The sequence below is a fragment of the Streptomyces albicerus genome (genome assembly GCF_008905045.1).
Taxonomy (GTDB): Bacteria; Actinomycetota; Actinomycetes; order Streptomycetales; family Streptomycetaceae; genus Streptomyces; species Streptomyces albicerus.
Window position 1 is genome coordinate 1 of sequence record NZ_VWMY01000016.1, and the last position, 16,554, is coordinate 16,554.

General features: G+C 70.6%; 15 protein-coding genes. 4 read left to right on the forward strand and 11 right to left on the reverse strand.

All coding sequences use genetic code 11. The features are described 5' to 3' along the window. Positions 1 to 198: 198 nt before the first annotated feature. The 6 genes from GAS53_RS15705 to GAS53_RS15730 all read right to left on the reverse strand — a co-directional run bounded on the left by GAS53_RS15705 (position 199) and on the right by GAS53_RS15730 (position 6,216). Positions 199 to 1,209 carry a helix-turn-helix domain-containing protein gene (locus GAS53_RS15705; RefSeq protein WP_151478211.1) on the reverse strand — a complete coding sequence of 337 codons (1,011 nt, stop codon included), beginning with the start codon at positions 1,207 to 1,209 and terminating at the stop codon, positions 199 to 201. A 175-nt stretch (positions 1,210 to 1,384) separates the two neighbouring features. Then, on the reverse strand, positions 1,385 to 1,660 hold the full coding sequence (locus GAS53_RS15710; RefSeq protein WP_151478212.1) for a DUF1876 domain-containing protein: 276 nt from the start codon (positions 1,658 to 1,660) through the stop codon (positions 1,385 to 1,387). Between the two features lie 70 nt (positions 1,661 to 1,730). Continuing rightward, complete coding sequence (locus GAS53_RS15715) at positions 1,731 to 2,576, reverse strand: DMT family transporter (protein WP_151478213.1); 846 nt, start codon at positions 2,574 to 2,576, stop codon at positions 1,731 to 1,733. Next, positions 2,573 to 3,085 (reverse strand): YbaK/EbsC family protein, encoded by a 513-nt coding sequence (locus GAS53_RS15720; protein ID WP_151478214.1) that lies wholly within the window; start codon positions 3,083 to 3,085, stop codon positions 2,573 to 2,575. Before GAS53_RS15720 ends, GAS53_RS15715 begins: the two co-directional genes overlap by 4 nt. A gap of 146 nt (positions 3,086 to 3,231) precedes the next feature. Then, on the reverse strand, positions 3,232 to 5,487 hold the full coding sequence (locus GAS53_RS15725; RefSeq protein WP_151478215.1) for an MMPL family transporter: 2,256 nt from the start codon (positions 5,485 to 5,487) through the stop codon (positions 3,232 to 3,234). 138 nt (positions 5,488 to 5,625) lie between these two features. Next, positions 5,626 to 6,216: a TetR/AcrR family transcriptional regulator gene (locus GAS53_RS15730; protein ID WP_151478216.1), complete on the reverse strand. Its 591-nt coding sequence runs from the start codon at positions 6,214 to 6,216 to the stop codon at positions 5,626 to 5,628. Positions 6,217 to 6,722: 506 nt separating this feature from the next. Here GAS53_RS15730 and GAS53_RS15735 point away from each other — a divergent pair. Beyond that, positions 6,723 to 9,974, forward strand: a complete 3,252-nt coding sequence (locus tag GAS53_RS15735; protein ID WP_151478348.1) for a S41 family peptidase — start codon at positions 6,723 to 6,725, stop codon at positions 9,972 to 9,974. Positions 9,975 to 10,144: 170 nt separating this feature from the next. Here GAS53_RS15735 and GAS53_RS15740 read toward each other — a convergent pair whose 3' ends face one another. From GAS53_RS15740 to GAS53_RS15755, 4 genes are all read right to left on the reverse strand, one after another. After that, a complete protein-coding gene (locus tag GAS53_RS15740; RefSeq protein ID WP_151478217.1) occupies positions 10,145 to 10,372 on the reverse strand; it encodes a hypothetical protein in 228 nt (75 codons plus the stop codon). Between the two features lie 87 nt (positions 10,373 to 10,459). After that, complete coding sequence (locus tag GAS53_RS15745; RefSeq protein ID WP_151478218.1) at positions 10,460 to 11,344, reverse strand: SDR family oxidoreductase; 885 nt, start codon at positions 11,342 to 11,344, stop codon at positions 10,460 to 10,462. After that, positions 11,341 to 12,264 (reverse strand): alpha/beta fold hydrolase, encoded by a 924-nt coding sequence (locus GAS53_RS15750; protein ID WP_151478219.1) that lies wholly within the window; start codon positions 12,262 to 12,264, stop codon positions 11,341 to 11,343. The genes GAS53_RS15745 and GAS53_RS15750 overlap by 4 nt, the downstream gene beginning before the upstream one ends. Then, complete coding sequence (locus GAS53_RS15755) at positions 12,261 to 13,787, reverse strand: flavin-containing monooxygenase (RefSeq protein ID WP_151478220.1); 1,527 nt, start codon at positions 13,785 to 13,787, stop codon at positions 12,261 to 12,263. The genes GAS53_RS15750 and GAS53_RS15755 overlap by 4 nt, the downstream gene beginning before the upstream one ends. 155 nt (positions 13,788 to 13,942) lie before the next feature. Here GAS53_RS15755 and GAS53_RS15760 point away from each other — a divergent pair, with 155 nt between their 5' ends. Beyond that, a complete protein-coding gene (locus tag GAS53_RS15760; protein ID WP_151478349.1) occupies positions 13,943 to 14,572 on the forward strand; it encodes a MerR family transcriptional regulator in 630 nt (209 codons plus the stop codon). Positions 14,573 to 14,697: 125 nt separating this feature from the next. Here the strand turns inward: GAS53_RS15760 and GAS53_RS15765 are convergent, their stop codons facing one another. Beyond that, complete coding sequence (locus GAS53_RS15765) at positions 14,698 to 15,501, reverse strand: exodeoxyribonuclease III (protein WP_225858939.1); 804 nt, start codon at positions 15,499 to 15,501, stop codon at positions 14,698 to 14,700. A gap of 80 nt (positions 15,502 to 15,581) precedes the next feature. On the opposite strand from GAS53_RS15765, the gene GAS53_RS15770 reads away from it, so the two are divergent. Together GAS53_RS15770 and GAS53_RS15775 are read left to right on the forward strand one after the other, a co-directional pair. After that, entirely contained in the window at positions 15,582 to 16,058 is a 477-nt protein-coding gene (locus GAS53_RS15770) for a GNAT family N-acetyltransferase (RefSeq protein ID WP_151478222.1), read from the forward strand. Positions 16,059 to 16,167: 109 nt separating this feature from the next. Next, entirely contained in the window at positions 16,168 to 16,536 is a 369-nt protein-coding gene (locus tag GAS53_RS15775) for a hypothetical protein (RefSeq protein ID WP_151478223.1), read from the forward strand. Positions 16,537 to 16,554 lie beyond the last annotated feature (18 nt).

Sequence of the window (16,554 nt, forward strand, 5' to 3'; positions counted from 1 at the left end):
GGGGCGTGGCCAGGACTCCCCCGCGGTCCTGGCCACGCCCCCGATCCCCGGCCGCCGATCCCCGATCCCCGGTCCGCTCGTATGCACTCGTGTCACTTGTCACTCGTGTCACTCGCGGTGATCACAAGGATGCGCGGCAGGCGGCCCGCTGTCGTTGGCGGACGGTCCACACCTACTTGGCGGAGAGTCCACAGTCTTCTACTCGGCGGAGAGTCCACGGTCTGCCGCCTGTGCCCGGCGGTGCTCGGACACCGCCTGCCGGCGGAGTTCGCTCGGCGGAAGGCCGTAGGCGGTGCGGAAGGCCCGCGTGAACTCGGCGGGGCGGGGGAAACCCCAGCGGGCGGCGACGGCATGGACCGGCATCGCGCGCAGGGCCGGGTCGATGAGGTCGCGGTGGGCGCTCCGCAGCCGCTGATCGCGGATGTAGGAGGCCACGGTGACGCCCTCGGCCTGGAAGAGGCGGTACAGATAGCTGCGCGAGATGTGGTGCGCGGCGGCGATCCCGGCGGGTGTCAGCTCGTGGTCGCCCAGGTGCCGGTGGATGAACGCCTTGATGCGCAGGGTCAGCGTCCGGCCATGGGTCTCCGGCGGCAGCAGGGGGTCGGCGTCCACGGCGTGCGCGAAGACGGCCGTGACCAGATCGGCGACGACCGTTCCCAGCCGGGGCGCGTCGGACGGCTGGTAGGAGCTCGTGTCCGAGGCCAGCTGGACGAGGAACTGCCCCAGCAGGGCGCCGACTCCCTCGCGGCCCGATATCCGGCGCCCGATCACCTGGTCGGCCCGGCGCTCGGGCAGCGCCACCAGCGCCCGCGGGATCTCGACGCCCAGGATGGTGACCGGTTCGGAGCCGGTGACGATGTCGTACGACCGCGAGGACGAGTTCGTGTGGAAGTCGTTGATCCCGTACGCGGCTTGCTGTCGGCCCCAGCTGGCCGCGCCCTCTCCCCGCAGCAGGAGGGAGAGGTGGTAGACCTCGGGATCGGACTGGCGGACGAGCTTGGGTGTCCGGTGGAAGGCCAGGGGATCGAAGGTCGCCGGCCACACCGTCACGTCCCCGAGCCCGATCAGGCGCTGGTGTCCGCGGTAGTCCGCCGTGCGGTCACTGGTCAGCCGCATGGGCGCGTGCGTGTGCCCCAGTCGCTGCGACCATGCCTCGAACCGGTCGCCCGCCGACAGGTTCGCCGTCCGGAACACCGACTCCTGCAACACGGCCGTAGTCAACCACACGGCTCACGGCTCTCTTCGTGGGAAGCCGAGGGCCAGGACCCGCCCCGCGACCGCCATGTCAGAGCGTCGGCGTGACCGCGTGTCAGAACGTCAGGGTGACCGCCGTGTCGGAACGTCAGGGTGACCGCCGTGTCGGAACGTCAGGGTGGCCGCCCTGTCAGAGCGACAGGGAGTGCGACGTACGCCCCGTCTCCTCGTCGATCTCGTCGTGCGCCTTGGTCAGCATCTTCATCGCCAGCTCGTTCAGCGCCCGCGCCCCCGCGATCTCCTCCCCGACCCGGGGCTGGTTCCCGTCGGACCTGTGGCGGCTGGCGCGGCCGTGTGCCCGTATCTCGCTCCCGTCCGGAAGCCGTACGAGCGCCGCCGCCCTGGTGTGCTGCTCGTCCTCCTCGAATTCCAGCTCGACATGCCATCCCACCGCGATGTGCGTCATGACGATCACCTCCGGTACCGCTGCTTCCAGAGTGCCCCCGTCGGCGGGCACGCGCACGGTCTGTCCCGCGCTATCCCGCGTGCAGCATCAGCCCGATCCCGACCACCAGCAGCCCCGCGGCGGCAATCCGGGGCGCCCCGAAGCGCTCCTTGAAGAACACGGCCCCGATCGCCGCTCCGACGATGATCGAGGACTCGCGCAACGCCGCGATGGGCGCCAGCTCCGCCCTGGTCTGCGCCCACAGGACCAGCCCGTACGCCGAGACGGACAGTGCGGCTCCGAGGAGTCCGACGCCCGCGAACGGGCGTAGTACGCCGAGGAGTTGACCGCGCCACCGGTACAGCGCGTAGGCCGGGACCGCCACGCCCTCCACCGCCATCAGCCAGGCGATGTAGCCGAGGGAGGAGCCGGAGGCACGTACACCGAGCCCGTCGACGACCGTGTACGCCGCGATGGTCAGGCCGGTCGCCAGGGCGGCGCCGATCGCCGCCCAGTTGGGCCGGTGCCCGCGCAGGCCCCACAGGGCGACGCCGGTCAGGCCGGCGCAGGACACCGCGATGCCGGCCGCCGCCCAGCCGTCGGGGACCTCGTGCGCGAAGAGGGCGGCGAGGACGGTGACGACCAGGGGTGCGGTGCCGCGCGCGATGGGGTACGCCTGTCCGAAGTCCCCCAGCCGGAAGGACCGCATGAGCAGCACGTAGTACGCGACGTGGATGACGGCCGAGGCGATCAGATACGGCCACGCGGCGGCCGCCGGGAACGCCACGAACGGCACCATGGCCAGCCCGATGAGCGTCCCGCCGCCCGCGATCAGCGTGAACCCGACCAGCTTGTCGGTGATCCGATGTGCGATGGCGTTCCAGCTGGCGTGGGTGACCGCGGCGAGCAGGACGGCCGCGGTGACCAGCGGCGTCACGCGGGCTGCTCGCGTACGTCCACCGGCGTGCCGCCCGTGTGGGCGATCAGGGTCTTCGGGTCCATGGGGAAGACGGTGTACGGGGTGCCGGCCGCCGCCCACACCACGTCGTGGTCCAGCAGCGAACGGTCCGCGAGCACCCGCGTCTTCGTGCGGTGCCCGAACGGCGGCACGCCGCCGATGGCGTACCCGGTGGTCTCCCGTACGACGTCGGCCTTGGCCCGGGTCACCTTCTCGACGCCGAGTTCCCGCCGCACCAGTTCGACGTCCACGCGGGAGGCCCCGTCCATGAGGACGAGCACCGGGACACCGTCCGCCGCGAAGATCAGCGACTTGCAGATCTGGCTCAACTCGCACCCGATCGCGGCGGCGGCCTCGGCGGCGGTACGGGTCGCGTCCGGGAAGCGGCGTACCTGCGGCAGCAGGTCCTCGAGGCCCAGCTCCCGCAGGGCTTCGGCGAAACGGGGATGGGCTCCTGAGCCTTCGGTACCGATGTCGGTGGTCGTCATGAACCGCACGCTAGCGGTGGGTGTACGTGGCATGCGACCGGGTTACGCGGACGCCCCCGAAAGCGGACGCCCCCCGAAACACGAAGCCGGTGAGGGCGCCCGTCCCCACGGAGCCCTCACCGGCCGGCTTTTTCAGAGGCGGTGAGTCAGACCCGTACCAACTCCCGGTCCTCGTCCGCGTCCTTCGGGCTGTCGTTGTCGTGGGCGCGCAGGCTCTCGCCCTCGACATCGACGTTCGGCAGGGCGCGGTCCAGCCACTTGGGCAGCCACCAGGCCTTCTTGCCGAGCAGCGCCAGGACGGCCGGAACGATGGCCATGCGGACGACGAAGGCGTCGAAGAAGACGGCGATCGCGAGACCGAAGCCGATCATCTTGATCATGGACTCGCTGGAGCTGATGAAGCCTCCGAAGACGGCCATCATGATGACCGCGGCGGCGGCCACGACCCGGGCGCTGTGCCTGAAGCCGGTCACGATGGCCTGGCTCGGCGACTCGCCGTGGACGTACGCCTCCCGCATGCGGGTCACGAGGAACACCTCGTAGTCCATCGCGAGACCGAAGACCACGCCCACCATGAAGATCGGCATCATCGACATGATCGGCCCGGTCTCCTCGACACCGATCAGGCCGGAGAGCCAGCCCCACTGGAAGACCGCGACCACGGCACCGAGCGCGGCGAGCACGCTGAGCAGGAAGCCGAGGGCCGCCTTCAGCGGGACCAGGATGGAGCGGAAGACCACGATCAGGAGCAGGAAGGCGAGGCCGACCACCAGGGCCAGGTACGGGACCAGCGCGTCGGTGAGCTTCTGCGAGAAGTCGATGTTCATCGCGGTGGTGCCGGTGACCAGGACCTTCGCGCCCGTGTCGGCCTTGACGTCGACCCCCTTGTCACGGATGACCTGCACCAGTTCCTCGGTCTGGGTCGAGGACGGCTTGGAGTCCGGGATCACGGTGATCGTCGCGGTGTCGCCGGCCTTGTTGAACGCCGCCGGGGTCACCGTCACGACGTCCTTGAGACCCTTGATCCCGTCGGTGACCGTGCTGGCCGCCGCCTTGGGGTCGTCGCTGTCCTTGGCGTCGACCACGATCATCAGGGGGCCGTTGAAGCCGGGGCCGAAGCCCTCCGAGAGCAGGTCGTACGCCCGGCGCTGCGTCGTGGACGTCGGCTGCGAGCCGTCATCGGGCAGGCCCAGCTCCAGCTGGGTGGCCGGCACGGCGATCGCACCCAGACCGACCACGCCGAGCAGCAGCACGGCGACCGGACGGCGGATGACGAAACTCGCCCAGCGGGTGCCCATGCCGGGCTTGGCGGAAGCCGCGGGCTTGGCGGAAGCCTTGGACTTCTCGGGCTCCTCGGACTTGTCGCCGCCACGCCGCTTGCGCTTCTCGCCCGTCGGCCGGACCTTCCTGCCCGCGTATCCGAGCAGCGCCGGGATCATGGTCAGCGCGATGAGGACGGCGACCACGACCGTGCCCGCCGCCGCGAGGCCCATCTTGGTCAGCATCGGGACACCGACGACCGAGAGGCCCGCGAGTGCGATCACGACGGTGAGACCCGCGAAGACCACCGCGGAGCCGGCGGTACCGGTGGCCCGGCCGGCCGCCTCCTCGCGATCGCGGCCCTCGGCCAGTTCGCCGCGGTAGCGGGAGACGATGAACAGCGCGTAGTCGATGCCGACCGCAAGACCGATCATCAACGCGAGCGTGGAGGTGGTGTCGCCGAGGTCGAGTGCGTTGGCGAGGGCGGTGATGGTGGAGACGCCGATGCCGACACCGATGATCGCCGTCAGCAGCGGCAGTCCGGCCGCGACCAGCGAGCCCAGGGTGATGACGAGGACGACCGCGGCGATGGCGATGCCGACGATCTCGCCGGCCGCTCCCGGCTCGGCGCCGGCCTCCAGCGCGTCACCTCCGACGTCGACGGTCAGCCCGGTGGCCCGGGCCTCGTCCGCGGCCGTCTCCAGGGCGTCCCTGGTCGAGTCCGCCAGCTCCATGCCGGGGACCTCGTACTTCACCGACGTGTAGGCGACCGTTCCGTCCTTGCTCACGGCGTTCGTCGTGAACGGGTCGGCCACGGAGACGACTTCGGAGCCGTCGCCCAGTTCCTTGACGGTGTTCGCGACGATCGCCTTGTTGTCGGCGTCCGTCATCTTCTGGCCCTCGGGTGCCTTGAAGACGATGCGTCCGGTCGCTCCGTCGGCGCTGCCGCCGGGGAAACGCTGCTCCAGCAGGTCGAAGGCCTTCTGCGCCTCGGTGCCGGGGATGGAGAAGGACGTGGTGCCCGGGGCGGGCGCGGAGGCCGCGCCGACGCCCGCGAGCGTCAGCAGCGCCACCCATATCAGTGCGACGAAGTGCCGCCGCCTGAAGGCGAGTCGGCCGAGTTTGTAGAGAAACGTAGCCACGAGGGCGTACTCCCGGTCAGGTCGGTGATCATCAGGGCAGGGGTCATCGGCCCGACGACGTGAGCGGTCGCGTCAGGTGCAACTGGGGACTTGCTTGAGGGGGTTGAGGCTCGGGGCTTGAGCTTCGGGGCTTTGGGCTCAGGCGACGAGGGCGGGGATGACCACAGCGTCGACGTACGAGGACAGGAAGGCCTGTGTCGGTGGCTCGTTGTCGATGAACGACCGAGCCACGAAGGCACCGATCATCATGTGCAGCACGTAGTCGATCGCGGGGTTGTCCGCGCGGACCTCGCCCCGGTCGATGGCACGTTGCACCAGCTTCCGAACCTCCGCCAGCTCTGGTTCGATCAGCCATTCCCGGAGGGCGGCCAGCAGTTCGGGGTTCGTGTGCGCCGCCATGCCCAGGGCCCGCATCAGCGAGGAGTCCTGTTCCATCTGGCAGTCGTCGTTGCGGTGCGTCAGCCCTGCGAAGTCGCCGCGCAGGGACCCCGTGTCGACCTCGGCGAAATCGACCGGCTTGTTGTGCCGGATCGCCTTCGCGACCAGCTCGGCCTTGCCGCCCCACTGGCGGTAGAGGGTGGCCTTGCTGGAACGGGTGCGGGCCGCGACGGCGTCCATGGTCAGGGAGTCGTAACCGACCTCCCGGAGCAGGTCGAGCACGGCCCCGTACAGCTCGGCCTCGCGCTCGGGTGTGATCCGGCTGCGACGCGTCGCTGCAACCTCAGCCATCTCACTCACCACTTCCACTCCGAACGAAACCGTCTCGTACATCCATGAGGATAGCGTGGATGCGAACGAAACGAAACCGTTTCGTACGTGTGCTGAATCACGCGTCCTGCTCGCAACCACGAGTTGCCGGGCCCCGCCCACCGGAAAAGCATGGGTGGGTGAGCGACGAGTACGAGGACAAGGACGAGTACGGGCACGCGACCGGAGACGGATCCCCGGCCGGCGGCAACGGCACGGCCGGAGAGAGAGGCAACGGCACGGCCGGCGGCCACAGCACGGCTGGCGACAGGCGCTCGGCCGGAGAGGGCAGCACGACCGGAGGCACACGCTCGGCCGGAAGCGACAGCACGACCGGAGACGGCAGCACCGCCGGAGGCACGCGCCCAGCCGGAAGCAGCAGCACGGCCGGAGACAGCAGCACGACCGGAAGCGACAGCAGCGCCGGAGAGACACGCTCGGCCGGAAGGGGCAGCACGACCGGAGACGGCAGTGGCTCCGGCGCCTATCTGCGCTTCCCGCACCTCAGTGGTGACCGCCTCTGTTTCGCCGCCGAGGACGATCTCTGGCTGGCCCCGCTGGACAGCCCGGGCCGAGCCTGGCGGCTCACCGTCGACCGTACGAAGGTGGGCCATCCGCGCTTCTCGCCCGACGGGCAGCACATCGCGTACACGACCTGGCGCAGTCTCGTGCCGGAGATCCATCTGGCGCCGGTGGACGGCGGCCCGGCCCGGCGGCTCACCTACTGGGGGAACGCCGACACCCAGGTCTGCGGCTGGTCCCCCGACGGCGACATCCTCGCCGTCGCCTCGCACGGCGAGCCCTTCTCGTACTTCACCTGGGCCTACAGCGTGCCGGTCAACGGCGACCCCGGCGGCAAGCTCCCCTGGGGCCCGGCCTCCGCCATCGCGGTCGCGGACTTCGCCGGCGAACGCAAGACGCTGCTGCTCACCGGCACGGCCCCGCACGAGCCCGCCGCCTGGAAGCGCTACCGGGGCGGCGCCACCGGCCGGCTCTGGCTGCACGGGCAGCGCATCCTCGCCGACCTCGACGGCCATCTGAACTCGCCGATGTTCGTCGGCGACCGGATCGCCTTCCTCTCCGACCACGAGGGCATCGGCAACCTCTACTCCTGTCTGCACGACGGCTCCGACCTGCGCCGCCACACCGACCACGACGCCTTCTACGCCCGGCACGCGTCGAGCGACGGAACCCGGGTCGTCTACCAGTGCGCGGGCGACCTGTGGATCGTCGACGACCTCGCCGCGGACTCGCTCCCCCGCCGCCTCGACGTGCGCCTCGGCGGTCCACGCGCCGGACGCCGTCCCTACCAGGTGCCGGCCGCGCAGCACGTCGACGGCATCTCCGTGGACGAGACGGGCCGGGCCAGCGCCGTCGTCGTACGCGGCAGCCTGTACTGGCTCACGCACCGCGACGGCCCGGCGCGCACGATCGTGGACACCCCGGGCGTACGCGTCCGGCTGCCCGAGATGCTCGGTTCGGGCGGGCAGGTGGCGTACGTGACGGACGCGGAGGGCGAGGACGCCGTCGAGATCGCCTACCTGCCGCGCGCGACCGGCGAACGCGAGCCGCGCCGGCTGGCCTCCGGCGAGCTGGGCCGCGTACTGGAACTCGTCTCGGACCCGCAGGGCGAGCGTCTCGCGATCGCCTCGAACGACGGGCGACTGCTCCTGATCGACGCGACCGAGGAATCTGGGGGCACCTCCCGGACGGAGTCTGGGGGAGGCGAGGTCACGGAACTCATCCGGTCCATCAACGGGCCGGTCCGGGACCTCGCCTTCTCGCCCGACGGGACCTGGCTGACGTGGTCGCACCCGGGCATCGGCCGCACCCTCCGCCAGATCAAGATGGCGCGTATCGAGGGGCCGGGCGCGCGCACGATCGTGGACGTCACCAACGGCCGTTTCGAGGACGAGAACCCGGTCTTCACCCGGGACGGCCGCTTCCTCGCCTTCCTCTCCTGGCGCGGCTTCGACCCGGTCTACGACGTCCACACCGGCGACCTGTCCTTCCCGCTGGGCTGCCGCCCGTACCTCGTCCCGCTGTCCTCCGCGACCCCGTCCCCCTTCGCGGTGAACCCCGAGGGACGCCCGGCGGCCGGCGGCCTCGACCCGGTCGAGGACGACACGGGCGACGGCGGCACGGTGACCGTCGAGATCGAGGGCCTGGAGAGCCGTGTCACCCCCTTCCCGGTCACGGCGTCCAAGTACTCGGCGCTCTACCCCGTCGCGGGCGGCGGCCTCGTCTGGCTGCGCTGGCCGATCTCGGGCGCACTGGGCGAGACGTTCGCGAACCCCGACGACACCAGCGGCCGCCCCACCCTCGAGTACTTCAACATCACCAAGGCGAAGAAGTCCGAACTCGTCGAGCACCTCGACTGGTTCGCGCTCAGCGGCGACGGCAGCCGGCTGGTCGTGGTCGACGAGGGGGACCTGCGGGCCGTCCCGTCCACGGAGTCGGGCGACAGCGACACGACCGTCTGGATCGACTCGCGCCGCATCCTCCACGAGGCCGACCCGGCGGCCGAGTGGCGGCAGGCGTACGCGGAGGCGGGCCGCCTCATCCGCGCCTACTTCTGGGCGCCCGACATGTGCGGCATCGACTGGGACGGAATCCTCGACCAGTACCGTCCGCTGGTCGAACGGGTCGCGTCCCCCGACGAGTTCGCGGACCTGCTCCGCGAGGTGCTGGGCGAACTGGGCACCTCGCACGCGTACGTGTCCGCCGCGCGCCGCAACGAGGGGCCGCCGCACTATCAGCGGGCGCAGGGGCTGCTTGGGGCCAACTTCGTCCGGCGGGACGGAAGTTGGATCGTCAAACGCATCCTCCCCGGCGACTCGTCCGACTCCAAGGCCCGTTCCCCGCTGGCCGGTACGGGCATCCGCGAGGGCGCGGTGCTCACCCACGTGGACGGCCGCCCGGTGAACCCGGTCACGGGTCCGTATCCGCTACTCGCCGGCGCGGGCGGCACGACGGTGGAGCTGACGTTCACCCCGGCGGAGGGCGAGGGCCGCTCACGCAGGGTCGCGGTGGTCCCCCTGGTCGACGAGCGTCCCCTGCGCTATCAGGACTGGGTGGCCAAACGCCGGGAAGTGGTACGGGAGTTGAGCGGCGGCCGCTGCGGCTACCTCCACATCCCGGACATGGGCGGCTCGGGCTGGGCGCAGTTCAACCGCGACCTGCGCATGGAGGTGTCGCGGCCCGCTCTCATCGTCGACGTGCGCGGCAACGCCGGCGGCCACATCAGCGAGCTGGTCATCGAAAAGCTCACCCGTACGATCCTGGGCTGGGACCTGACCCGCAACGCCCAGCCGGTGTCGTACACCTCCAACGCCCCCCGTGGCCCGGTGGTCGCCCTGGCCGACGAAATGACGTCCTCGGACGGTGACATGATCACGGCGGCGTTCAAGTTGCTGAAGCTGGGCCCGGTGGTGGGCCAGCGCACCTGGGGCGGTGTGGTCGGCATGACCGGCCGCCACCGCCTCGGCGACGGCACCGTCATCACGGTCCCGATGAACGCGGCTTGGTTCGACGCGTACGGCTGGTCCGTCGAAAACCAGGGCGTCACCCCGGACTTGGAGGTCCTCCGCACTCCCCTCGACTGGGCAGAAGGCCGCCACGCCCAACTGGCCGACGCGGTCCACCTGGCCCTCGACCTCCTGACCACCCACCCGGCAGCCACCCCGCCGGGCTACCACCACACCCCGGACAGATCCCGCCCAAAACTGCCACAGCGCTGAGGCCTTTGGGGCCCGCAGGGGCCCTTCTTTTAGGGGCGCGGGGGGCGCCCTTCAGGGGCGCGGGGAACTACGCGACCAGCCACATCCGGCCCGCAGCCAACGAACAACCGACAACAAACACAAAGTTGGGGTGCCCTCACGAAAGAGGGCACCCCAAGTCACCGGCTCAGTCAGACGTCATAGTCCTGGTCGAACCGATCCTGAGCTTCCCGCTGCGCCCGCTCGGTCTCGTCCGGCGTCTGCCGGCCCCGCTGCTGACGCTCCCGCTGCAGCCGCTCGCGCTCCTCCGGCGACAGCTGCCCCCGCTCGCTCGTCTCGTGCTGACCCTCGCCGAACTTCTTCTTCGCGTTCTGCTGAAGCTGTTCAGACTTGTCCTTGAACTGGTCCTGCATGCCCATGCGGATTCACTCCCAATGTGGGTGAGGGGATCGGGCCGAAACCAGGCTTACACGCACGGACAAAGCACGCATTTCGATCAGTGACGGTCAGTGACCCAGAGTGCCCCGTGCCTGCTCATCGGCCTCCCCGCCGGCCCCGACAAGCCCCGTCCGCACCTGCCCCGCCCGCGGAGCGACCCGTCGCATCTCGCGCTGCCCGACCGTTCCGATGAGCCCCGGAAGATACCCGCGTACGCCCTGCATCCCCCGCAGCCACCACTGCCCGTACACATGGCTGGACCGCCGCTCGATCCCGGCCACGATCCGGTCGACGGCCGGCCCCAGCGGATACGTCTTGTTGGCCGGCCACGGCAGTCGCTGCCGCAACTCCCGCATGACGTCGTCCTGATCGGCTCCGCGCACCATGTCGGTGTCGGTCCACGACAGATACCCGACCCCGACGCGCACGCCCTTGTACCCGACCTCGGCACGCAGGCTGTGCGCGTACGCCTCGACGCCGGACTTGGAGGCGCAGTACGCGGTCATCATGGGAGCCGGGGTGATGGCCGCGAGCGAGGCGATCTGGAGCAGGTACCCGCGGCTCTCCATCAGCACGGGCAGGAACGCCCGGGCGGTCACCGCGGACCCGATGAGGTTCACCTCGATGACCCGCCGCCAGGCCCGGGGATCGGAGTCCGCGAAGGGCCCGCCGCTCGCGACCCCGGCGTTGGCGACCACGATGTCGACCTTCCCGAACCGCTCCTTCACCTCCGCCGCGACCCGTGCCATCGCCTCGTCGTCGGTGACGTCGGCGTACCAGTGGCCGCTCTCGCCGTGCAGCCGCTCGGCGACCTGCTTCAGCGCGTCCGGCTCGAGACCGACGAGCGCGACCGTGGCACCGCGGGCGGAGAGCTTGCGGGCGAGGAGTTCCCCGACACCGCGCGCGGCCCCCGTGACGACGGCGACCTGCCCTTCCAGACTGACCCTGCTCATGCGCCCTCCTTCAGACCGATCCGTACGTACGTGGAGACGAGTTCCCGGATCCGGCCGGTCACCAGTTCCGGCGCCTCGACCGGAGTCATGTGCCCCAGCCCGGGCAGCTCGGTGGCGCCGACGCAGTGCGGCAGCGCGGCGACGAGACCGCGCGCGTGCACGGCGGGGGTCAGCCGGTCGGCGGTTCCCACGACGACCGCGGTCGGCATGCTCAACTCCCGTACCCCGTGGTCGAGATCGAGTGTGTCGAGCACCTGCGACCAGGCGTACCGCACCCGCCGCGGACACGCGTGCACGATGCGCGCACACGCCTCCACCATGGCGGGCGCCGAAGCCGGCCCCATCGTCCCGTACTTGAGGATCCGCCGGGCGAGCGGCGTCACCGGCCCGAGCGGCGCCCGCGACCCGAGGATCTTCCTGGTCAGCCAGGTCCGCGGCCGCCCGGCCCGCATCGGCACCACCAGCGACTCGGCCACCAGCCGCGAACTGCCCGTACTGCACAGCAGCACGGCCGCCGCGTGCTCCCGGAACCGGGCCCGCCCGGCCGCCGCCATCAGCGTCATCCCGCCCATGGAGTGCCCGGCGAGGACGGCCTTCTCCCCCGGCGTGAGGGTCGCCGCGAGCACCGCCTCCAGGTCGTCGGCGAGCGCGTCCGCACTGCACGCGGGGCTCGCCGGACTGCGCCCGTGCCCCCGCTGGTCGTACGCGATCACGCGGTGGTCGGCGGCGAGGTCCCGTATCTGCGCCGCCCAGAAGGCGGTCGAGCACGTCCACCCGTGCGCGAGCACCACCGGGGGCGCGCCCTCGGGGCCGTGCACCTCGACGTGCAGCCGCGCACCGTCGGCGGAGACGGCGGTCAGCTCGCGGGCGGGAACGGGCGGGGCATAGGGGCCACTCGCCACATGCATGAGCCGGCTCACGCGCCCGCCTCCACCCTCTTCTTCGTGCGGCGCACGGGTGCCGCGTCGGGCACGGGCGCCCGGAGCAGGTCGTACTCGCCCAGGTCCACACGCCGCGTGGCGCTGCGGAACTCCGTCGTCGTGCCGGGCCAGATGGTCGTGTTGACGCCGTTGGCGTCGAGGTACCAGCTGGTGCAGCCGCCGGTGTTCCAGACCGTGCGCTTCATACGCTCCTGGACCCGGTGGTTCCAGGCGTCGACCGCGCCGGGGCGAGCGTCGAGGGCCACCCTGCCGCCGAGTACGTCCAACTGCCGTACGTAGTCGGCCATGTAGTTCAGCTGGGACTCGATCATCAGGATCATGCTGGAGTTCCCGAGGCCCGTGTTGGGCCCGATGATCGTCATCCAGTTGGGGAACCCGGCCGCGGTCGCGCCGCGCAGCGACTTCATGCCGGAGCTCCACACCTCGGCGAGGGTCCTGCCCTCGGCCCCGACGACCCGCTCGGCGATCGGCATGTCCGTGACGTGGAAGCCCGTGCCGAAGATGATCGCGTCGACCTCGGCCTCGCTCCCGTCGTCGGCGACGACGGTGGACCCGCGGATCTCGCTGAGGCCGCTCGCGACGACGTCCACATTGGGCTGGGCGAGGGCCGGGTAGTAATCGCCGGACAGCAGGATGCGCTTGCAGCCGATGCGGTACGTCGGGGTCAGTTTGGCCCGGAGGCCGGGGTCCTTGATGGAACGGGCCATGTTCCGCTTGGCCAACTGCTCGACCAGGCCCAGCTCGTTGGGATGCTTGGTGAACGCCTGGACCTGCAACTCCCGGATGCCCCACAGGAGTCCGCGCCTGAGTTGAGCGGTGAACGGGAGCATCCGGTGCAGCCGGCGCTCGGTCCCGCTGATGGCCCGGTCGACGCGCGGCAACACCCAGGGCGGGGTGCGCTGGAAGAGGGTGAGACCGGCGACCTCCGGCTGGACGGCCGGCACGATCTGGATGGCCGAGGCCCCCGTGCCGATCATGGCGACGCGCTTGCCGCGGAGGCCGTAGTCGTGGTCCCAGCGGGCCGAGTGGAAGACCTTGCCGGGGAAGGCGTCGATCCCCGGGATGTCCGGGATCTTGGGATCGGAGAGCGGCCCGGTGGCGGAGACGACGATGTCGGCGGTGAGGGTGCCGCTGCTGGTCTCGATCACCCAGAGCAGCTTCTGGCCGTCCCACGTCATCATCTTCACTTCGGAGTCGAAGCGGAGGTGCGACCGCAGCCGGAAGACATCGGTGATGTGCTCCAGATAGGCGCGGATGTGCTCCTGCCCGGAGAAGGTGCGCGGCCAGTCGGGATTGGGCGCGAACGAGAACGAGTAGAGGTGGGACGGCACGTCACAGGCGCAGCCGGGATAGCTGTTGTCCCGCCAGGTCCCGCCCACGCTGTCGGCCCGCTCCAGGACGACGAAGTCGGTGACGCCCTCCCGGCGCAACCGCACGGCGGCTCCCAGCCCGCCGAAACCGGAGCCGATCACAGCCACCCGTACATGCTCGTGCTCGGTCATCCCGACGCCTCCAAGCCACGTAGGACCATGCCAGTGAACACTGGCGCAATGGGGAGAGTAGAGCAGCTCCATACCGATGGGTAGGGGTCGGGCCCACGAAAGTTACCGGCGGTACAACATAGGCTGATCGCGTGGCGGACAAGCGGGAGTACCGGATGGAGGAGCTGGCCAAGGAGGCCGGCATCACCGTGCGCACACTGCGCTTCTACCGCGAGCGCAAACTGATCCCGCCACCCCGCCGCGAGGGCCGGATCGCCTGGTACGACGAGGACCACCTGGCCCGCCTGCGCACGATCGCCGCACTTCTGGAACGCGGCCACACCCTCAACGGCATCGCCGAACTCGCCGAGGCCTTCGACCACGGCCGCGACGTCGGCGAACTGCTCGGCCTGGGCGCACCCACCGAGGAGACCCCGGTCCGCCTCTCCCCCGAGGAACTGGCCGACGTCTTCGCGGGCCAGGCGACCCCGGAGAACCTCGCCGCGGCCCTCGACCTCGGCTACCTCGCCACCGACGGCACGGACCTCGTCCACATCAGCCGCCGGCTCCTCGACACCTCGGCGGCCCTCGTCCGCGAGGGCATCCCCCTGGCGGACGTCCTCTCCGCCGCCCGCCGCGTACGCGAACACGCCGACGCCCTGGCCGAGTTGTTCACCACCCTGGTCCTCACGGCCGACCGCACCCCGGAGGACCTCCAGCGGCTACGTCCGCTGGCGAAGAGCGTGGTGGAGGCGGAGCTGTCGATGGCTCTGGACCGGCTCCTCAGCCGACGGCCGGAATCCTGACCTCGGCGCATCGACGCCTCGGCACCTGGGCACCTGGGCACCTGGGCACCTGGGCACCTGGGCACATCGGAGCATCGGCGAGTCAGGGCCTCGGCGTATCGGCCCATAGGACGTCCCGGTCCGTGTCACATCTCGAAGACCGCCGTCACGGGGGCGTGGTCCGACCACCGTTCCCCATGACTGGCCGCGCGCTCCACGAACGCCTTGACCGCCCGCCCCGCGAGCCCGGCGGTCGCCGCGGCCAGGTCGATCCTCCACCCGGTGTCGTTGTCGAACGCCCGCCCGCGGTAGGACCACCATGTGTACGGCCCCTCGACATCGGGGTGCAGCGCGCGCATCACATCGGTGTATCCACCGTCCTCGGCGTCGAAGACCCGCCCCAACCACTCCCGTTCTTCGGGCAGGAACCCGGAATTCTTCTGGTTCCCACGCCAGTTCTTGAGGTCGGCCCGCTGGTGGGCGATGTTCCAGTCACCGCACACGACGACCTCACGCCCGTCTGCGGCGGCCCGCTCGCGCAGCCCCTTCAGATGGGCGAGGAACTCCTCCATGAACCGGATCTTCTCGTCCTGCCGCTCGGTCCCGACCTCACCGGAGGGCAGATACAGACTGGCCACGGTGACGCCTGGAAGGTCGGCCTCCACATACCGCCCGCTACCGTCGAACTCGGCCGACCCGAAGCCGACCTGGATCCGATCGGGCTCGCGGCGCGTGTAGAGGGAGACACCGGCCCGCCCCTTCGCGGCGGCGGGCGCGTGCACGACATGCCACCCCTCGGGCTGCCGCACGCCCTCCGGGAGCTGCTGGGGTTCGGCCCGTACCTCCTGAAGGCACAGCACATCGGCGGACGTGTCCGCCAGCCACTCCACGAAGCCCTTCTTGGCGGCGGCCCGGAGCCCGTTCACATTCACAGAGGTCACAGTGAGCACCCGGGCACGATACCGGCACACTGGACGAGCACACCGCACCCCTCTACTCCCGCCCACTGCATAGAAGTACGATACTCAGCATGGATATACGCCGGGTCGCCTTCGACCACCCCGACGCCGTGAAGCTCAACGACCAGGTCCAGGCCGAGTACGCCGCGCGCTACGAGGACGAGGGCGACGTCACCCCGCTCGACCCGACGATGTTCGAGCCGCCGCTCGGCCTGTATCTGATGGCGTACGACGCGGAGGGCCGCCCGGTGGCCACCGGCGGCTGGCGCACCCAGGACGAGAACGACGAGGGTTACTCGGACGGCGACGCGGAACTGAAGCGCATGTACGTGATCGAGGAAGCTCGCGGCAACGGCCTCGCCCGCCGCATCCTGGCGGCCCTGGAGGACGACGCCCGCGCGGCCGGCCGTGTCCGCATGGTCCTGGAGACCGGCGACAAGCAGCCCGAGGCCATCGCCCTCTACACCTCCAGCGGCTACGAGCCCTGCGCCAAGTTCGGCCACTACCGCTTCCACGAGAGCAGTTGCTGCTTCGCGAAGCTTCTGTGAGGACTCCGGCCCGGGGTCGCCGAGGCCACTAGCCTGTCGTGATCATCAGCCCGGAACCGCACCACCGGGCCACGCGATCACCGGACCACCGGACCACGACAGGGGACCCATGACTTCGCGCCATCGCACGCCCGGACTCGTACGAGCCGCCGTGCCCGCCACCGCACTGGCACTCGCTCTCACCGCGTGCTCCGACGGCGGGGGCGACGGACCGGACTCCTCCGGCGCGAGCGGCAAGGGCGGGTCCTCGGCGACGGCCGGCGTCATCTCCCTCAAGTCGGCGCAGGCCGTCCTCCTCAACTACGCGAAGGTCAACAACGCGGCCAACGCCGCGCAGGACCCGGAGAAGACGGCCGATGTGGAGGGCGGCGCTCTGCTGCAGCAGAGCCAGGCGACATTCACCCATGTAGGTTCCCATTCGATCAGTCCTTTTCTCGTGCTTGATGGCCCATGTACGGCCCATAGGACAAGAGAATGAGACGAACAGCTGTTTGAC

Excerpts from the sequence above, each read along its gene's own strand:
- GAS53_RS15710 (WP_151478212.1), bottom strand. The coding sequence starts at position 1,660 with ATGACGCACATCGCGGTGGGATGGCATGTCGAGCTGGAATTCGAGGAG.
- GAS53_RS15720 (WP_151478214.1), bottom strand. The coding sequence starts at position 3,085 with ATGACGACCACCGACATCGGTACCGAAGGCTCAGGAGCCCATCCCCGT.
- GAS53_RS15730 (WP_151478216.1), bottom strand. The coding sequence starts at position 6,216 with ATGGCTGAGGTTGCAGCGACGCGTCGCAGCCGGATCACACCCGAGCGC.
- GAS53_RS15740 (WP_151478217.1), bottom strand. The coding sequence starts at position 10,372 with ATGGGCATGCAGGACCAGTTCAAGGACAAGTCTGAACAGCTTCAGCAG.
- GAS53_RS15745 (WP_151478218.1), bottom strand. The coding sequence starts at position 11,344 with ATGAGCAGGGTCAGTCTGGAAGGGCAGGTCGCCGTCGTCACGGGGGCC.
- GAS53_RS15755 (WP_151478220.1), bottom strand. The coding sequence starts at position 13,787 with ATGACCGAGCACGAGCATGTACGGGTGGCTGTGATCGGCTCCGGTTTC.
- GAS53_RS15760 (WP_151478349.1), top strand. The coding sequence starts at position 13,943 with ATGGAGGAGCTGGCCAAGGAGGCCGGCATCACCGTGCGCACACTGCGC.
- GAS53_RS15770 (WP_151478222.1), top strand. The coding sequence starts at position 15,582 with ATGGATATACGCCGGGTCGCCTTCGACCACCCCGACGCCGTGAAGCTC.
- GAS53_RS15775 (WP_151478223.1), top strand. The coding sequence starts at position 16,168 with ATGACTTCGCGCCATCGCACGCCCGGACTCGTACGAGCCGCCGTGCCC.